The following is a 14,328-nucleotide window of genomic DNA, read 5'->3' as shown; positions in this document are numbered from 1 at the left end:
GCAGGTCGTCGAACCCGTCTTCGGTCAAATCAAGCACGCCAGAGGCTTCCGGCAGTTCCTCCTCAGGGGACTGCAGAACGTCAGAGCAGAATGGAGCCTGATATGCACCGCCCACAACCTCTGCAAATTGGCCAAGGCCGCAACATGAGCCAGAACATCCCCCTAAACCCAATGCACAGATGCAACAAAGATCAGATTATCCAGACAGGCTCCTAGCGCGGCCAGAGCGGCACACCCGGAGGAGGATCACATGATCCCGCTGATGGCGGTGGCCAGCGCGGCGGAGGCCGATCCCGGCGGGCCATTTACCATCAGCCTGACCTGTTCGGTCACATCACCGCATCATGCTTCCGTTTCGGCTGAGGGAGGTCTTGCGCGCCGGCAGTGGGCGGGCGGCTCAGACTGCCGCCAGGACCTGCCGGGCGCCGAAGATGCGCGGCAGGGCCCCCTCGATCCAGCGGATCAGCGGTACCAGATGGGCAGCGGCCTCTTGCCCGAGCGGCGTCAATTCGTAGTCGACATGCGGCGGCACCACCGCATGCGCGGTGCGCAGGACGAAGCCATCGGCCTCAAGCTCCTGCAGGGTCTGGGCAAGCATCCGTTCGGAAATGCCCCGCACCTGACGGCGTAGGCCCGAGAAGCGGTGCGGACCCATGGCCAGCGCTACCATGACCAACGCACCCCACCGGCTTGTCAGGTGCTGTAGAATGACCCGCGACGGGCAGTCGGGGGCCATGACATCGGCCGCTTTCCAGTGAGCGAACAGCGCTTGCGCATCGGCGGATGTGGTCATCTGCGGGCCTCCGGCATACTTACGAATTTGTGCGTACTTCTATTCCGTAAGTAACAGTCTATCTATGTCGCGTCAATTGCAGACAGGAGACATGACATGACCATTGCCATCACAGGCGCCACGGGTCGGCTGGGACGCCTCACCATCATGGCGCTAAAGGCGCGGGGGGTGACGCCGGTGGCGCTTACGCGCTCGCCCGAAAAGGCCGCCGATCTGGAGGTCGAGGTGCGCCACTTCGACTATGCAGCGCCGAATGCAGCCGCACTTCGCGGGGTCGGCACGCTGGTGCTGATCTCCTCGAGCGACTTCAACGACCGCGTCGGCCAGCACCGCAACGTAATCGCCGCTGCCAAGGCGGCGGGCGTCGGCCATGTGATCTATACGTCGGTCCTGAAGGGTGCCCGGAGCCCCATGCTGCTCGCCGCCGATCATGCCGCGACCGAATCCGCCATCATGGAATCGGGCCTCGCGCACACGATCCTGCGCAATGGCTGGTATACCGAAAATTTCACCGCCAGCCTGGGCGCAGCGCTGGCCTATGGCGCGATGGCCGGTGCGCTGGGTGAGGGTCTTGTCGCCACCGCCGCGCGCGCCGATTACGCCGAGGCGATCGCAGTGGTGGCCCTTGCCCCCGCACATCAGGGAAAGGTGCACGAACTGGCCGGCGATCAGGCCTATCGCATGTCAGACATGGCCGCCGAGGTGTCGCGCCTGACGGGCAAGGCAATCGGCTATGCCAGCCTGCCCGAGGCCGACTATGCCGGAATGCTGATGGGCCATGGCCTGCCCGAGGGCTTTGCCCGTGTGCTGGCCGACAGCGATGCCAAGGCGGCGAAAGGGGCGCTCTTTGACGACAGCCGCACCCTGAGCCGCCTGATCGGCCGCCCGACGACACCGATGGCCGAGACGGTAAAGGCGGCACTCGCCTGATGCACACCTATGCAGGCTTCAGCACCACGATGTTCAGGGGCGTGCCCTTCCTGAAGGCGCGCATCAATATGGATGGAGTATTTTCAGTCAACGATGGTTCAAATCAGGTCAACAGAGGAGAGGCCGTGCGACTCATTCCTGGATCGTTTCCGTTGCTCACACGCTCTCAAATAAAGTTGAGATGCAAGAACCCAGAGACTGGCATATCTTCCTTTGTGCGACGCTCGACCGGCAGTTTAGCGACGACGGAGGTCGAGGCGTAGCGCGCTCTTCCCCAGCGAATTCGTGCCGTTTCGAACATGCGCCCGGAATCGCAATCCGGCCGAGCTGCGACAGTGTTTTGCCCACCGCGGCCACGCGGCTGGAGATTTTGCTTAAATTTCTTGTTCTTGAGGAGGAAGGTATGATTCGAGCAACTCTGCTTGTCTTGTTTGCGTTCTCGTCCGGCGCAGCTTTGGCGATGGTATACCCGGAGGGACCGCGAACCGTCCTCCAGACAGTGGGCAATCTCAGTTCTTTTGTTACGGGCGGCGAGGCCGCGAAGGCCTCGCAAGGCGAGCAGCCCCCGGAACAACCGGCTATCGTCAGCCTGGCCACCGCAACAAGTGAAGACGTGCCCCGCCGCATCCAGACGATCGGCGACGCGGTGGCGAGCGAGTCCGTCACCCTCACTCCGCGGATCAGCGGGCGCGTACAGTCGGTACTCTTCGAGGGAGGCGAGACGGTGGAAGCCGGCTCACTGATCGTGCAACTCGACCCGGCCGAGGTTGAGGCCGAACATCGACTCGCTCAGGCGCAACTGGAGGAAATCAGTGGTGCGGCCGAGCGGGCAAGCAGGCTCGCGGGCACTGGCGCTGGGCCACGTTCGGCTGCCGAAGACCTGATGCGCAGGGAACAGGCTGCTCAGGCCGCCGTCGACTCTGCCGGGGAGCGCCTCAAGAGCTTCGAGATCCGCGCGCCCTTTTCAGGCCGGCTGGGGCTGCGTACGGTCAGCGTCGGCGCACTGGTGCAGCCGGGTGACGCAATTGTCCTTCTGGACGCGGTCGACCCGATCGACGTGCGCTTTGCCGTGCCCGAACGTTTTCTTGCCGATCTGCGCCCGGGCGCCGAAGTCATCGCCACTTCCACGGCCTTTCCCGATCAGGCTTTCACCGGTTCGATCCGCCTGATCGAGCCGCGCGTCGACCCGGTCCTGCGGATGGTCCGCGTCGAGGCGCAACTGCTAAATCCGGACGGCCGGTTGGTGCCCGGAAAGCTCCTGTCGCTCGACGTCACGCTCGGCGCCGTCAGCAATGCCGTGACGGTTCCGGCGGTGGCCGTACGGACTGAAGCCTCGGTCCAGTTCGTGTTTCGTGAAGCGAATGGCAGGGCAGAGCGCGTGCTGGTGGAAACCGGGCAGCGTCTGGCCGACAGGATCGTCATCACCAAAGGCTTGCAGCCCGGTGATCGGGTCGTCTTCGAAGGCCTCGTCGACCTGTCCGACGGCGCGCTGATTGGCGAAGCAAATCCGGAGGCCACCGAAGGAATCGCGCTGGAAACGGCGGTTGGGAGCTAGCATGCGTCTGGACATATTCGATTTTGCCATCAGCCGTCCGATCCTCGTCTCGGCGGTGGCCCTTGTTGCCACGACGCTCGGTCTCTTTGCGGCGTTCGCCCTTCCGGTGCGCGAATTTCCCGATGTCGAGTTGCCTTCCGTCTCCATCACGACCGTCTACACCGGCGCCCAGGCCGGGGTCGTGGAACGGGAAGTGACGCAGACCATCGAAGAGGCCCTGTCCGGCGTTGAAGGAATTCGCCAGATCCGGTCCACCACGCGCAACGAGACATCCGTCATCGATGTCGAACTGGCGGCGGGTGTCGACGTCAACGTCGCCGCGGCCGACATCCGCGACCGCGTCGCGTCGGTCCGCAGCGAGCTGCCGCCGGGTGCCGAAGAGCCGCTGATCGGCAAGGCAAATTCAGACACGGACCCGATCATCATCCTCACGCTACGCTCGGACGAGCTTGGAGCAGCCGCACTGACCGACATCGCCGACCGGAGCATTGTCGATGCCATCGGCGCGATACCCGGCGTCGCCCGCGTTGTGATCGGCGGCGAGAAACGCTATGCGATGCGCATCCGTCTCGACCGGGCGGCGCTGGCCGCGCGCGGGTTGACGCCTTCCGACGTCGCCGACCGGCTGCGGGCGGAGAACGTCGAGCTTCCCGCAGGCGAAATCCAGACGGACACGCAGCTGATCGGGCTCCGCGCGGATGCGCGCTTCTCGACCGTCGAGGATTTCCAGACACTCTCGCTCGTGGACAGACAGGGGGCACGTGTCGCGCTTGGCGACGTCGCAGAGATCGAGATCGGCGTCGAGAACGAAACCAACGGCTTCCGCCTGAACGGCCGCGAGGCCATCGCGCTCGAGATCATCCGCCAGTCCAGCGCCAATACCATCGAGGTCGCGGCGGCCGTCAGGGAAGAGGTCGCGGCCATTGCAGCGCGCCTTCCGCCCTCTGTGATCCTCGAGGAAAGCTTCAGCGCGGCGCGCTACATCGAACAGAACCTCGCCAATGTGCTGACGACGCTCCTCGTCTCTGTCGGCGTGGTGATCGTCGTGCTCTATCTCTTCCTGGGTTCCGCCCGCGCGACGATCATCCCGGCCCTGACGATCCCGGCTTCCGTCATTCCGGCGGCACTCCTGGCTCTGGCCTTCGGCTACTCGATCAACGTCCTCACCATCCTTGCGGTGATCCTGGCGATCAGCCTGTGCACGGACGATGCCGTCGTCATCATGGAGAACATCCGGCGCCGCCAGAAGAACGGCGAGCCGATCCTCATGGCTGCGTCGAACACGACGCGCGAGATCGGCGTCGCGCTGATCGCGGGAACGCTCGTGCTCCTGGCCGTCGTGCTGCCGCTTGCGATCATTCCCGGCAAGGTGGGGTTGATCTTCCGCGAATTCGCGGTTGTCCTCGGTGCGATCGTCGCCTTCTCCACGGTCATGGCGCTCTTCCTGTCTCCGATGCTGTCGGCACGCCTGTTCAAACAGGATGCCGCCCCGAGCCGGCTGGAGCGCATCGTGAGCAGCGGTCTTTTGCGCCTGTCGGCTCTCTATGGATGGGCCCTGGCGCCTGCGCTCAATCGCCCGCTCCTGACCGTCACCGCCGGCGCCAGCGTCATCGTGGCGGCCTGCTACGCCTATACGACGCTTGCCACCGAGGTCGCCCCAGACGAAGACCGGGGCTCGCTGACTATCTACCTGCTCGGGCCGGAAGGTTCGTCCTCGGCATTTCTCTCCGAACAGATGAAGACCGTCGAGGCGCTGGTGCAGGATGTCTCCGGTCCGGATGGCCCCGTATCGTCAGTCCTCTCGACCCTGTCGCCCGGAAATGCCGGCCAGGGCGACCCGGCACTCGGCATGATCACGGTCGTGCTGCGCGACTGGACGGAACGCGAAGAAGACGGTCTCGCATTCCAGGCGCGCGTGCAGGAGGCGCTCTCGCCAGTGACCGCGGTGCGCCTTTTCGTTCTCGCACCCAACGGTCTGGCGATCGCCGGCCGGCCGATCGACATTGCCGTGCGCGGCGCGGATCGCGCAACGCTGGCCGGCTGGGCCGATCAGCTTGTTGCCCAGTCCGGCCAAATCCCCGGCGTCTTCGCCATGTGGTCCGACTACTCCGACCGCAATCCGCAACTCTCGATCTCGATCGACCGCTCACGCGCGAATGCGCTTGGCCTTGATGCCCGCCAGATCGGCGAGACCTTGCAGATCATGTTCGGAGACTCTGCGATCACGCGCTTTGTCGACCGTGGCGTGGAATACGACGTCCTGGTCCAAAGCCGTGACCGGCTTGTCCCGGCAGATATCGAGAGCGTTTTCGTGCGCGCAGGCAACGGGGCTCTCGTGCCGCTCTCCGCCGTCGTGACACTCACCGAGACCAGCGCGCCGGGCGAGCTGCAACGCATCGACCGCCAGCCGGCGGTGCTTGTCGGCGGCGGGCTCTGGGGCGGCTCGCTCGGCACGGCTCTCGCGACCATCGTCGAGGTCGCGGACCGCACGCTGCCCGAGGAAGCCTCCATTTCTTTCGTTGGCCAGAGCCTCGATTTCCAGGAGAGCGGGGCGGGTTTCGTGCTCATCCTCGCCCTGATCCTGCTGCTGTCCTACTTCGTGCTGGCGGCGCAGTTCGAAAGCTTCGTCGATCCCTTCGTGATCCTCATCGCGGCCCCGGCCTCGATGGCGGGTGGCGTTCTGGCGCTTTACTTCGCGGGGCTCACGGTCAACGTCTACACCCAGATCGCGATGCTGCTGCTGATCGGGCTGGTCGCCAAGAACGCGATCCTTGTGGTCGAGTTCGCCAAGCAGCGGCGCGAAGCCGGCATTGCGGCGCGGGAGGCGATCATGGAGGCCTGCACGATCCGCCTGCGTCCGATCCTGATGACGACGGTCGCCACGATCATCGGCGCCTTGCCGCTCATGTTCGAAAGCGTGCCGGCGGACATGCGCGTTTCTCGGTCGGATTGGTGATCGCCTTCGGTACGACGATTGACACACTGCTCACGCTGTTCGTGGTGCCCGCGGTCTATCTCGCCCTGTCGCGCTTCACCCGCCCCCGCAACGAGGTCGCGCAGCAGCTTGAACGCATGCGGAACGGCGGGCTGCCCGCCTCCGGCTAGTGATCGGCCCCCAACGAGTGGTCCGGGTCAAATGTTAGATGTTTGATCCCAGGGTTTGATGGTGCAATCTTCAGCCAGGAATGGAAGGAAGCACGATGGGCCAGGTTCTTCATGGGAGCGCCACCACGACTGAGGCGGTCCGTCGATCGATACAGCATCGTCAAGAGAGCCTGAGGGCTCTGGCGAAGCGCTACGGTATCAACCCAAAGACGGTGGCCAAGTGGCGCAATCGCAACTCTCTCGCCGACGAGCAGACAGGCCCCAAGGACCCAAAATCGACAGTTCTTACGGTTGAAGAGGAGGCGATCATCGTGGCCTTCCGCGGGCATACTCTCCTCCCCCTTGATGATTGCCTGTATGCATTGCAGGCGGCCAATCCGAACCTAGCGCGCGTTCCGACCAGGTGGAATCACCTGGTCGAAAAGAACTCGCGCAAGATTAATTGCTTGAGCATGATCTTTTCGCAAAAGTGGTTTCCACTTTTGCGGATCATGCTCTGACGCGCTCATCCTTGCATCGCTGCCTGCAGCGCCATGGCATCGGATGCCTACCGGAGGCAGGGAGTGAGAAGGCCGCCAAGAAGAAGTTCAAAGTCTACCCAATCGGCTTCTTCCATATCGACATCGCCGAAGCGCAGACTGCCGAGGGCAGGCTCTATCTCTTCGTTGCCATCGATCGGACGTCGAAGTTTACGTTTGTTGAGCTTCATAGCAAGGCGACACGCCGGGTCGCGGCAGACTTCCTTCGCAATCTGGCTGACGCAGTTCCATACAAGATCAACACCATTTTGACGGATAACGGCACGCACGTCACTGATCCTGGCGGCGGCGGGTGGTCTGTCTCTGACATCAAGGCGATGCGGGCAGAAGGGGTTCTCTTCCGTTGCCACTCCTTCGATGCGGCATGTGCCGCTCTCGACATCGAACATCGGCTGACGAAGCCGGCACATCCATGGACGAATGTCAAAGTCTAGCGAATGAACCGGACGATCAAGGAAGCGACGGTCAAGCGCTATCACGACGAAGATCATGCCCAGTTCAGACAGCACCTTGACCACTTCATTGCCGCCGACAACTTCGGCCGCAGGCTCAAGACCCTCAAGGGGCTCACGCCGTACGAGTTCATCTGCAAACAGTGGACAAAAGAACCTGAACGCTTCAGGTTCAATCCGATCCATCAAATGCCGGGACTAAACATCTAGAACTCGCAGTACGGGTGCTCGCGCGGAGTTCTGCAGTACGGAGCGTTGCGCTCCATTTTCATGGTGCTGGTACCTCAGCCCGCAAGCAATCTGTCGACAACGGCGGCGAGCTTCCGGTCTATGACATGCAGATACTGGGTCCAATCGCTGATGCCTTTCAATTCAGTCACCCCGTCGGATATCCCGCGCAGCCCCATGAGCGGAACGCCGTGACGCATGCAGGATCGAGCGATCGCAAAGGTTTCCATGTCAACCATCTCGGCATCTATGTTTTTGTAAGCCGGGCCGCTTACGATGTTTGCGCCTGTAGAAAGGCGCTTGGCTGGTACGTCGGGCAGCAGAGCGGTCTCCAGTGGCAACTCGACCGGCATGTCGAGGAATGGGGTGACGCCCTTTACAAAACCAAGTGCGGAAGCGTCCATGTCTCGGTAACTTACGCTAGCAACCTGAAAGATCTCCGTTTGCGGTAGGACAGCGGAGCCGGCTGAACCAAGGCTCACCACGAGGTCAGGCATGCGGCCGGCAGTTGCGCTTCCGGCAAGGCAGGCTGACATCGCCGTCGCAGCCTCCACGGGCCCCACACCCGTAAACAGTGGGCTGAAGTGCCGAGCGAGTTCCGGACCATATTCAGCCTCAACCGCCATGACGAACAGGATCTGGCGGCCACTAGCTTCAACGAGCTTCATTTCAAGTTACTCCCTGTTATTCCGGCGAGGAGGCGCATCTCCAGAGGCGTGATTTCAACCTGATGCCGGTGCAACCAAGTCTTCTGGTACTGACTTGCGTCACAGTCGCGCCTCGAAGGACCGGACGGTCTGCCGGGCGACGTGCTGCATCAGTGGTATCTTGTCGAGCGCCATGCCGGATGCGATGTCGTTACCGACAAGCGCCAGCTGACGCGAGAGTGACAGGTTCGCCTGACCCGTTCCGCGCAACGCCAGGGCGGAGATTGCGCACTGCCGGGCCCAGAACTGCCGACGCTCTTCCAGATAGGTCTTCATGAGTTTCGTGACCCGCTTCTGAGAACCTTTGACAGGATAGAGCAGATCCTCGACGGCTTCGCCAGCCTCAAACCATTGCTCGGCAAAGTCGCTCTCCGCGATCTCACGGTGCGCTCTGGCAACGGCCGCTGGGTCGGTTTCCTCCGGGGGAATGCCCTTGAGCAAGTCGGAGATGATGTCTGCTGGCGTATCGCCACTGGGCAAAAGGGGGCCAAGACCGAGGCTCTCGACGACCTCGACCAGCTTGAAGGGAGGTAGTTTTCCGGAGGCTGCGTTCTCGCCCAGAGCCAGTGCCAGCATGCGTGCTATTCCGGCAAGGTCGGTCTCGATGGAGAGTGCCGAGGACTTCAACTGGCGCAGCATCATATCCATGTCGGTCTTGGTCATGCCAGAGAGAACCACTGCATCCGCGATGCCGGCTGGCTTGATCATTACCGTCGCAAACTGGTAAGCACCGCCCTGTCTTTGGGACACGTACAAGCTCCGCGTTCCCGATCCATCACAGACGGACGCCAGGCACTTGATAAGCTTCGGTGCGGCGAGCTTGACTGGCGGCCCGGCATTCTGCCGTATCGTCTTGATCGCCGTATCGACATAGCTCTGCCGTTCCGGTGGAAGCCAGGGCCGTATGCGTACCAGCCGCTCGATCAGCACGCTCTCTGCCGGGCGGGCCTGCGCGGACGAGGCCAGCGCGCTGGCCACCGCGGCCGCCACACCGGCTTCAGGGTGCAGAATGAAGCCTGTGATCGCGCGCACCACCTCGGGCTTGGGCGATGAGGCAAGTTCCACGCAGAAAATCTTGATCGCGTCAGCCGTGAAAGCGGCAAAGATCGAGTTGAGGAATTCGTGAAGCTCGTATGGATTGTTTCTGATTTCGCTTGGCAGGGGCAGCAACTCGTCCATAGGGACATGGAAAGCCTCACCGCTTGCTCCCGAACGTGAATTCCGAAGGCTTTCCGACGCGGCCTGCCTGAGGTTGTTAGGAACCTCCCAACCAGCGTCGGACAGGATCTTACCGGTAAACACGAGATCGATCAGGTGCAGGACGCGGTCCTTTATCGCCTCGTCGAGCATGTCATCTATTTCCGCAATGTCTTCTCTGGCCAAATGGTCGCCGCCATTGGACCGGATGCTGAGATCGCTCAGGGCGGAAACGAGTTCCGGATAGAGATCAAACTGCTCCGTCTCTGCTTCGTTGCCGGCAAAGCGTGCCTCGCAGAAATCGAGATACTCGGCAAACAGTTCTACCGCGTCGGGAGCGTCGAACATCCCGGGATCGAAGCCCGCTCCGTCACGGATCACCTGCTCGAGTGTCCGCAGAAGGTCTGGGTCTGCCTGCTGCAGCAGGTCCAGAAATGGATTCACTTCGTCCGATCCTATCGCCGGTTTCTTGGGCTTTCCCGTCGCTGGCCTCTTTCCGGGCTTCTTCATGCGTTTCTCCAAAACTTGGTAAAGCAAAGGGTGGTGAGTCGAAAATCGACATGATCAGCCTACCATCGAGCAATCGCATATCCCAGCCGCTGGAGGATGAGACCGACATGGCATATCCGTGGAATGATGGTCCCGGAAAATCCTGGTTCTTCAACATCTGGCGACGGGCACGCGTGCACGCCACTACGCCTTGTTGACGATCAACATGAAACCGCCAGGGCAATGGGCCTCTGGCGGTCCTTTAGGGTTGGCTGCGGCAGGCGGCTTACCAGCCGAAGCCGACCGTCATGCCGGTTTCACCATCGCCAAGCTGGTCGACGTTGACATCCGAGCCCTTGCCGAACTGGAAGATGCCGTGGGCGTTGTTGTTACCCTGCTGATTGAGGGTGGCGGAGTGGTCGTTGCCTTCCTGAACGATCATGCCGAGGTTGCCTGATCCGCCCTGCGCAAGGCCCGCGATGTTGCCGATGCCATGCTGGCTGATGTGTCCGTTCTGTGCCCCCTTGACCAGGGCAAATACGCCAAGGCCCATGCGCATGGCGCGAGCCTCTTTCTTGTTCTTTGGCTTTACTGTGATGGCAACCGATCCGCCGGCCTCGGCGGGCGGGGCAAGCGTTCCGGCGAGGAACGTGAGGGCGAGGCTGGCGGCGAAGAGGTGGGTGAAGAGCTTCATGGTCGTATCCTTCCTGGTTGTTGTGGTGACGATCACCATGAGCATGAGACTAGCGGGTGCGGACTGAACCCGACTGTAACAGCGGGTTCATCGGGCGTTTAGAAACAGGCTCTCACTGGCTGCAGCGCCACAGACGAAAACTCCGCCACGGCTGGCCAAGTTGGCCGGACGGTGGCGGAGGACAGGGCAGGGGCGCGTGGGGGGCAAACCTGACGCCCGTCGCGGTGTATCCCGGATGATCCCGGGCCGTCAGAAGTCGAATGTTCCCTGGCAACGCCAGCTCTCACCGGTCTCGGACTGGATCCTCAGCTTCACGTCGTAAACCTTGCCCGGTGAAAGGCTGACGCTGCCGAGCGTCAGGGTCTCTCCCCGCTCAGCGCGGAATGCGTTGCCCTGGGAGAGCTGGGTCGATCCCGGCGACCCGCTGCCGGTCACCGAGAAGGCGTACTGCCCGGTGAGTGCCGCCGGTGCGGTGAACGAGGCAGTCAGTTGAAGCATGCCGCCATCCTCGGTGGAGATGATCCGGCAGTCCTTCGAGCCTTCTGGGGCAGTCTGGCTTGAGTTGGCTGCGGCAGAGAAGGCGACTGCAGCCATGGCGGCGATGCTGAGCACAATCATCATGGAGGGTGTTCCCTTGGTGTGTTTCATGGTCGTCTCCTGAAGGTTGGGTGGCATGGGGAGAGGGGACTGCCCTCTCCCGCGATGCAGCCCATGGCATTGGTTACGGGCAGCTCTGGACGAAAGCGGCGACGTTGCCAGCGCCGTTCTGTTCGACATCCGCCGCACAGCCGTCGCCAAACTGGACGCCTGCGGTGACATTGCCGCTGCCGTCCTGCGACACCATCGCGGTATGGTTTGAGCCGAACTGACCGATGCCTGCGTCATTGCTGTTACCGGTCTGGTGCGTCGCGCCATAGTTGTTGTCGCCCTGCTGTCCGATGAGAGAGAGATTGTCGTTGCCATGCTGTGTAGCGTTGCCGTCATTGAAGGCACCCTCCTGCTGCATCTCGCCGCGATTGAAGTTGCCGGTCTGGCGCGTGAAGCTGTCGTTGGCGAAGCCCTTCTGCTTCAGGCGTTGCTTGTTCTTGAAGCCCTTCTGCTTGGCCACACCATTGTTGAAGGCACCGAGCTGATCCATGTCGATCTTGTTGTTGATGCCGATCTGCGAGCCGCCGGCGCTGTTGAGCCAGCCGGTCTGCTTCAGCTTGATGTTGCCCGCACTCGCGGGAAGTGTAGCGGCCTGGACGAGGATGAGGGCAGCGGCGATGACGATCTTGGCGGACATTGTGGTCTTGCTCCTGGGCTTCTGTTTCCCGCTGCCGTCATTGGCAGCGTTGGAGCTCTTCTAGAAACGCCAGCCAGAACCGGTGCTGAACCTTGGGTTCATCGGGCGTTCATTCGGACTGTATCGACTTTCGTCCAAAATCCCTCGGGGTAACCGCTACTGGTCCGAAGCTTCTCCAATCCAGGACGTGTGGAGGAGGCTTTCACTGATCTTCTTGTTAAGCCTGCTCATGTTCGGATTTTGCCGGATTGCGCCGAGCGCATTTTCTCCCCAATCGTCCACGTGCTTCGGACTTGCTCCATGCCGGAGCAAACGTTGGATTATCTTCGGACTTGAAGCGTAGGCTGCTGCCATAATCAGTGGCGTGACATTCCGATAGCCTCGCAGATTCACATCAGCGCCGATCTCGATCAGAAATTTGATCCTTTCGTCACTCACATTCGGATTTGACAGCGCGTGATGTAATGGCGCCAGGCCGTAGACATCCCTTACATTGGCACCGTGGTTCTGAACACATACTGCGATGTCATTCTCGGGTGCCGTGGCCCAGTAAATATAGCCAACAAGACGTCCTGAGTACCAGGCACTGCAGTTGAGTTCAGCTTTGTGATCAGCCGCAAGACCATTTCCCGTTCCCATAGATGATGCAGCCAATATCCAGATGAGCATAACTCTGATCTGTTTTGGGCAAGTCATTTCAAATCGTCAGTGGATAGGTGGTCCTGGAAAATTGGAGCCATGCAGCCCTCGGGACAAGACGCTTTGCACAATAGGGGAGCCATGCGCGTTCCGACAAGACTCAACAGATCCGAACTTGTCAATCCTTCAGTTGTTTGTCTGAGCCAAACGTTGCTATTGTCAAGCTGGCCGATGGCAGGTAAATTATAATAGTGGCTACGGTCTGTGATATGCTGGGCTGGTACTGCTTTGAGACAAGCAACTCTGGCGACAGATAGGCCAGCCGGATTGTGCGGCTGACGAGACGATCCTTGACCTTTTCTGCCTTGGCGATGTCTTCGACAGTCGCGGCCCAGCCCGTGTCCAGCTTTAGCCGCCACGCCCACGCACTGCCGAGTACCTTCAGGATATGCGGGCCAAGCGTCTGCCAAGGCAACTCGCTCGTGTTCTCCGGCGGCAGGACCTTGATGAGCGCTCGTTCCGCCGCCGACCGGTGAGGGGGACAAAGACCCGCGTGGCGGCGCCGCTCATGCGCTCACCCCCGAGCGCCGTCTCGAGCGTCAGGTCGCGTGCGAGGGTGAGCCGATGGAGGAGGTCCTTGCCGGACTTTTGACGCCACTAGAGCAAGCCCGTCTTTCCGCCAGCGGGACCACGCCGTGGGATGCTTACATCCTCGCGGTGTGATGCGCGTGATGTTCCGCCGTGGTTCGAGGGGGCTTGATTGCGGGAAGGAACGTCAAGACCTGAAGTCTCGTGTTCTTCGGTTCCGAGGAACAGAAGGGCTTGATCAGCTCCCATGCTCTCACTAAACGCTCATCCGTGGCGCATCGATTTTTAGCGGCAACGACGTCAATCAAGCTGTAATTGAGGCCGATCTGCGCTGACGTCAATTGAACTGGGCGGTATAGACCATGCAGGCTTTCAACCGTAATCTTGAGGGATGGTTCGACAAGATCCGGAGCGGGCAGCTGCGGCTTCCCCGATTCCAGCGACACGAGGCGTGGGAGCGAGGAAACATTGTTGCCGTTTTGGATTCAGTGGTCAGGGATCTTCCTATCGGATCGGCCCTGATCATGGAGATGGGGGACTCGGAAGCTTTTGTTTCACGTCCGCTTGAGGGTGCTCCCAGTCCCACGGAGCGTTGCACCGAGCATCTTCTCGACGGCCAACAGCGTCTCACTGCGCTGTGGAAGGCATTTAATGGCATCTACGAGGACGCGGCTTTTTTTATCGACATGAAGGCTGCCGCGGCAACCGAGAGAGATGGCAGCTCGCGAATCGTCAGCGTAAGCCGCTGGCCTTCCACTGATGGCGGATGGCTTCCCCGATGGATTAATGACCCACTCAGTGTCCACGCGCGGGGCCTGGTGCCCGTCTCACTCATTAAGCCTGCTGAAAACTCCCCCGACCGCCAGGCGTGGTGTGACGCCGCAGTCGGTAACGATCTGCGGGCGAGTAGGCAATTGGATAACGCAATCCGGGAACTTCAGGACAGGGTGAGACGGTTCAATCTCCCCATTTTGGTGCTGGAGGCGGGAACCTCTCGGCAAACCGCGCTAGATGTGTTCATCCGTGTCAACACCAGAAATGAGCCACTGACCGCGATGGATCTTGTCGTCGCTCAGCTTGAGGCAAGCACCGGCCTTTCTTTCGCGGAGTTGATGGAGAGACTTGAA

At 61.3% G+C, this 14,328-nt stretch carries 15 protein-coding genes and 1 pseudogene; 8 read left to right on the top strand and 8 right to left on the bottom strand.

From position 1 onward, the window contains the following. Positions 1-148 (top strand): transposase (locus ACILRA_RS10350; protein ID WP_395662021.1); only part of this gene is annotated, 148 nt, incomplete at its 5' end. Between the two features lie 249 nt (positions 149-397). On the opposite strand, the gene ACILRA_RS10345 is transcribed toward ACILRA_RS10350, so the two are convergent. After that, positions 398-793 (bottom strand): winged helix-turn-helix transcriptional regulator, encoded by a 396-nt coding sequence (locus ACILRA_RS10345; protein ID WP_395662020.1) that lies wholly within the window; start codon positions 791-793, stop codon positions 398-400. Positions 794-889: 96 nt separating this feature from the next. Between ACILRA_RS10345 and ACILRA_RS10340 the strand changes: the two genes are divergently transcribed. The 5 genes and pseudogenes from ACILRA_RS10340 to ACILRA_RS10320 form a co-directional block, all read left to right on the top strand. Continuing rightward, positions 890-1,723, top strand: a complete 834-nt coding sequence (locus tag ACILRA_RS10340; protein WP_395662019.1) for an SDR family oxidoreductase — start codon at positions 890-892, stop codon at positions 1,721-1,723. Between the two features lie 340 nt (positions 1,724-2,063). Continuing rightward, positions 2,064-3,278: an efflux RND transporter periplasmic adaptor subunit gene (locus tag ACILRA_RS10335; RefSeq protein WP_395662018.1), complete on the top strand. Its 1,215-nt coding sequence runs from the start codon at positions 2,064-2,066 to the stop codon at positions 3,276-3,278. Position 3,279: 1 nt separating this feature from the next. Then, on the top strand, positions 3,280-6,234 hold the full coding sequence (locus tag ACILRA_RS10330; protein ID WP_395662017.1) for an efflux RND transporter permease subunit: 2,955 nt from the start codon (positions 3,280-3,282) through the stop codon (positions 6,232-6,234). After that, positions 6,231-6,383 carry a hypothetical protein gene (locus ACILRA_RS10325; protein WP_395662016.1) on the top strand — a complete coding sequence of 51 codons (153 nt, stop codon included), beginning with the start codon at positions 6,231-6,233 and terminating at the stop codon, positions 6,381-6,383. The genes ACILRA_RS10330 and ACILRA_RS10325 overlap by 4 nt, the downstream gene beginning before the upstream one ends. 95 nt (positions 6,384-6,478) lie before the next feature. Further along, a pseudogene (locus tag ACILRA_RS10320) lies at positions 6,479-7,584 on the top strand (DDE-type integrase/transposase/recombinase); the annotation flags it as partial. Positions 7,585-7,658: 74 nt separating this feature from the next. Here ACILRA_RS10320 and ACILRA_RS10315 read toward each other — a convergent pair. Both ACILRA_RS10315 and ACILRA_RS10310 read right to left on the bottom strand, forming a co-directional pair. Further along, positions 7,659-8,270, bottom strand: coding sequence for a 5'-methylthioadenosine/S-adenosylhomocysteine nucleosidase (locus tag ACILRA_RS10315; protein WP_395662015.1), 612 nt, complete (start codon positions 8,268-8,270; stop codon positions 7,659-7,661). A gap of 99 nt (positions 8,271-8,369) precedes the next feature. After that, positions 8,370-9,659, bottom strand: a complete 1,290-nt coding sequence (locus ACILRA_RS10310; protein WP_395662014.1) for a hypothetical protein — start codon at positions 9,657-9,659, stop codon at positions 8,370-8,372. Between ACILRA_RS10310 and ACILRA_RS10305 the strand changes: the two genes are divergently transcribed. After that, complete coding sequence (locus tag ACILRA_RS10305; protein ID WP_395662013.1) at positions 9,624-10,070, top strand: hypothetical protein; 447 nt, start codon at positions 9,624-9,626, stop codon at positions 10,068-10,070. The genes ACILRA_RS10310 and ACILRA_RS10305 overlap by 36 nt on opposite strands. Before the next feature lie 211 nt (positions 10,071-10,281). Here ACILRA_RS10305 and ACILRA_RS10300 read toward each other — a convergent pair whose 3' ends face one another. The 5 genes from ACILRA_RS10300 to ACILRA_RS10280 all read right to left on the bottom strand — a co-directional run bounded on the left by ACILRA_RS10300 (position 10,282) and on the right by ACILRA_RS10280 (position 13,088). Continuing rightward, positions 10,282-10,689: a curlin gene (locus ACILRA_RS10300; protein WP_395662012.1), complete on the bottom strand. Its 408-nt coding sequence runs from the start codon at positions 10,687-10,689 to the stop codon at positions 10,282-10,284. A gap of 249 nt (positions 10,690-10,938) precedes the next feature. After that, positions 10,939-11,337 carry a curli-like amyloid fiber formation chaperone CsgH gene (csgH, locus tag ACILRA_RS10295; RefSeq protein ID WP_395662011.1) on the bottom strand — a complete coding sequence of 133 codons (399 nt, stop codon included), beginning with the start codon at positions 11,335-11,337 and terminating at the stop codon, positions 10,939-10,941. 73 nt (positions 11,338-11,410) lie between these two features. Then, positions 11,411-11,974 carry a curlin gene (locus tag ACILRA_RS10290; protein ID WP_395662010.1) on the bottom strand — a complete coding sequence of 188 codons (564 nt, stop codon included), beginning with the start codon at positions 11,972-11,974 and terminating at the stop codon, positions 11,411-11,413. Positions 11,975-12,130: 156 nt separating this feature from the next. Continuing rightward, positions 12,131-12,643, bottom strand: coding sequence for an ankyrin repeat domain-containing protein (locus tag ACILRA_RS10285; RefSeq protein ID WP_395662009.1), 513 nt, complete (start codon positions 12,641-12,643; stop codon positions 12,131-12,133). Between the two features lie 148 nt (positions 12,644-12,791). Next, positions 12,792-13,088, bottom strand: coding sequence for a hypothetical protein (locus ACILRA_RS10280; RefSeq protein ID WP_395662008.1), 297 nt, complete (start codon positions 13,086-13,088; stop codon positions 12,792-12,794). Between the two features lie 475 nt (positions 13,089-13,563). Here ACILRA_RS10280 and ACILRA_RS10275 point away from each other — a divergent pair. After that, positions 13,564-14,328, top strand: a 765-nt coding sequence (locus ACILRA_RS10275; protein ID WP_395662007.1) for a DUF262 domain-containing protein, incomplete at its 3' end; no start/stop codon positions are given.

Source organism: Aestuariivirga sp., from assembly GCF_044239095.1.
GTDB lineage: Bacteria > Pseudomonadota > Alphaproteobacteria > Rhizobiales > Aestuariivirgaceae > Aestuariivirga.
Note: the sequence above shows the minus strand (reverse complement) of the source record. Positions and strands in the feature narration are given on the sequence as shown.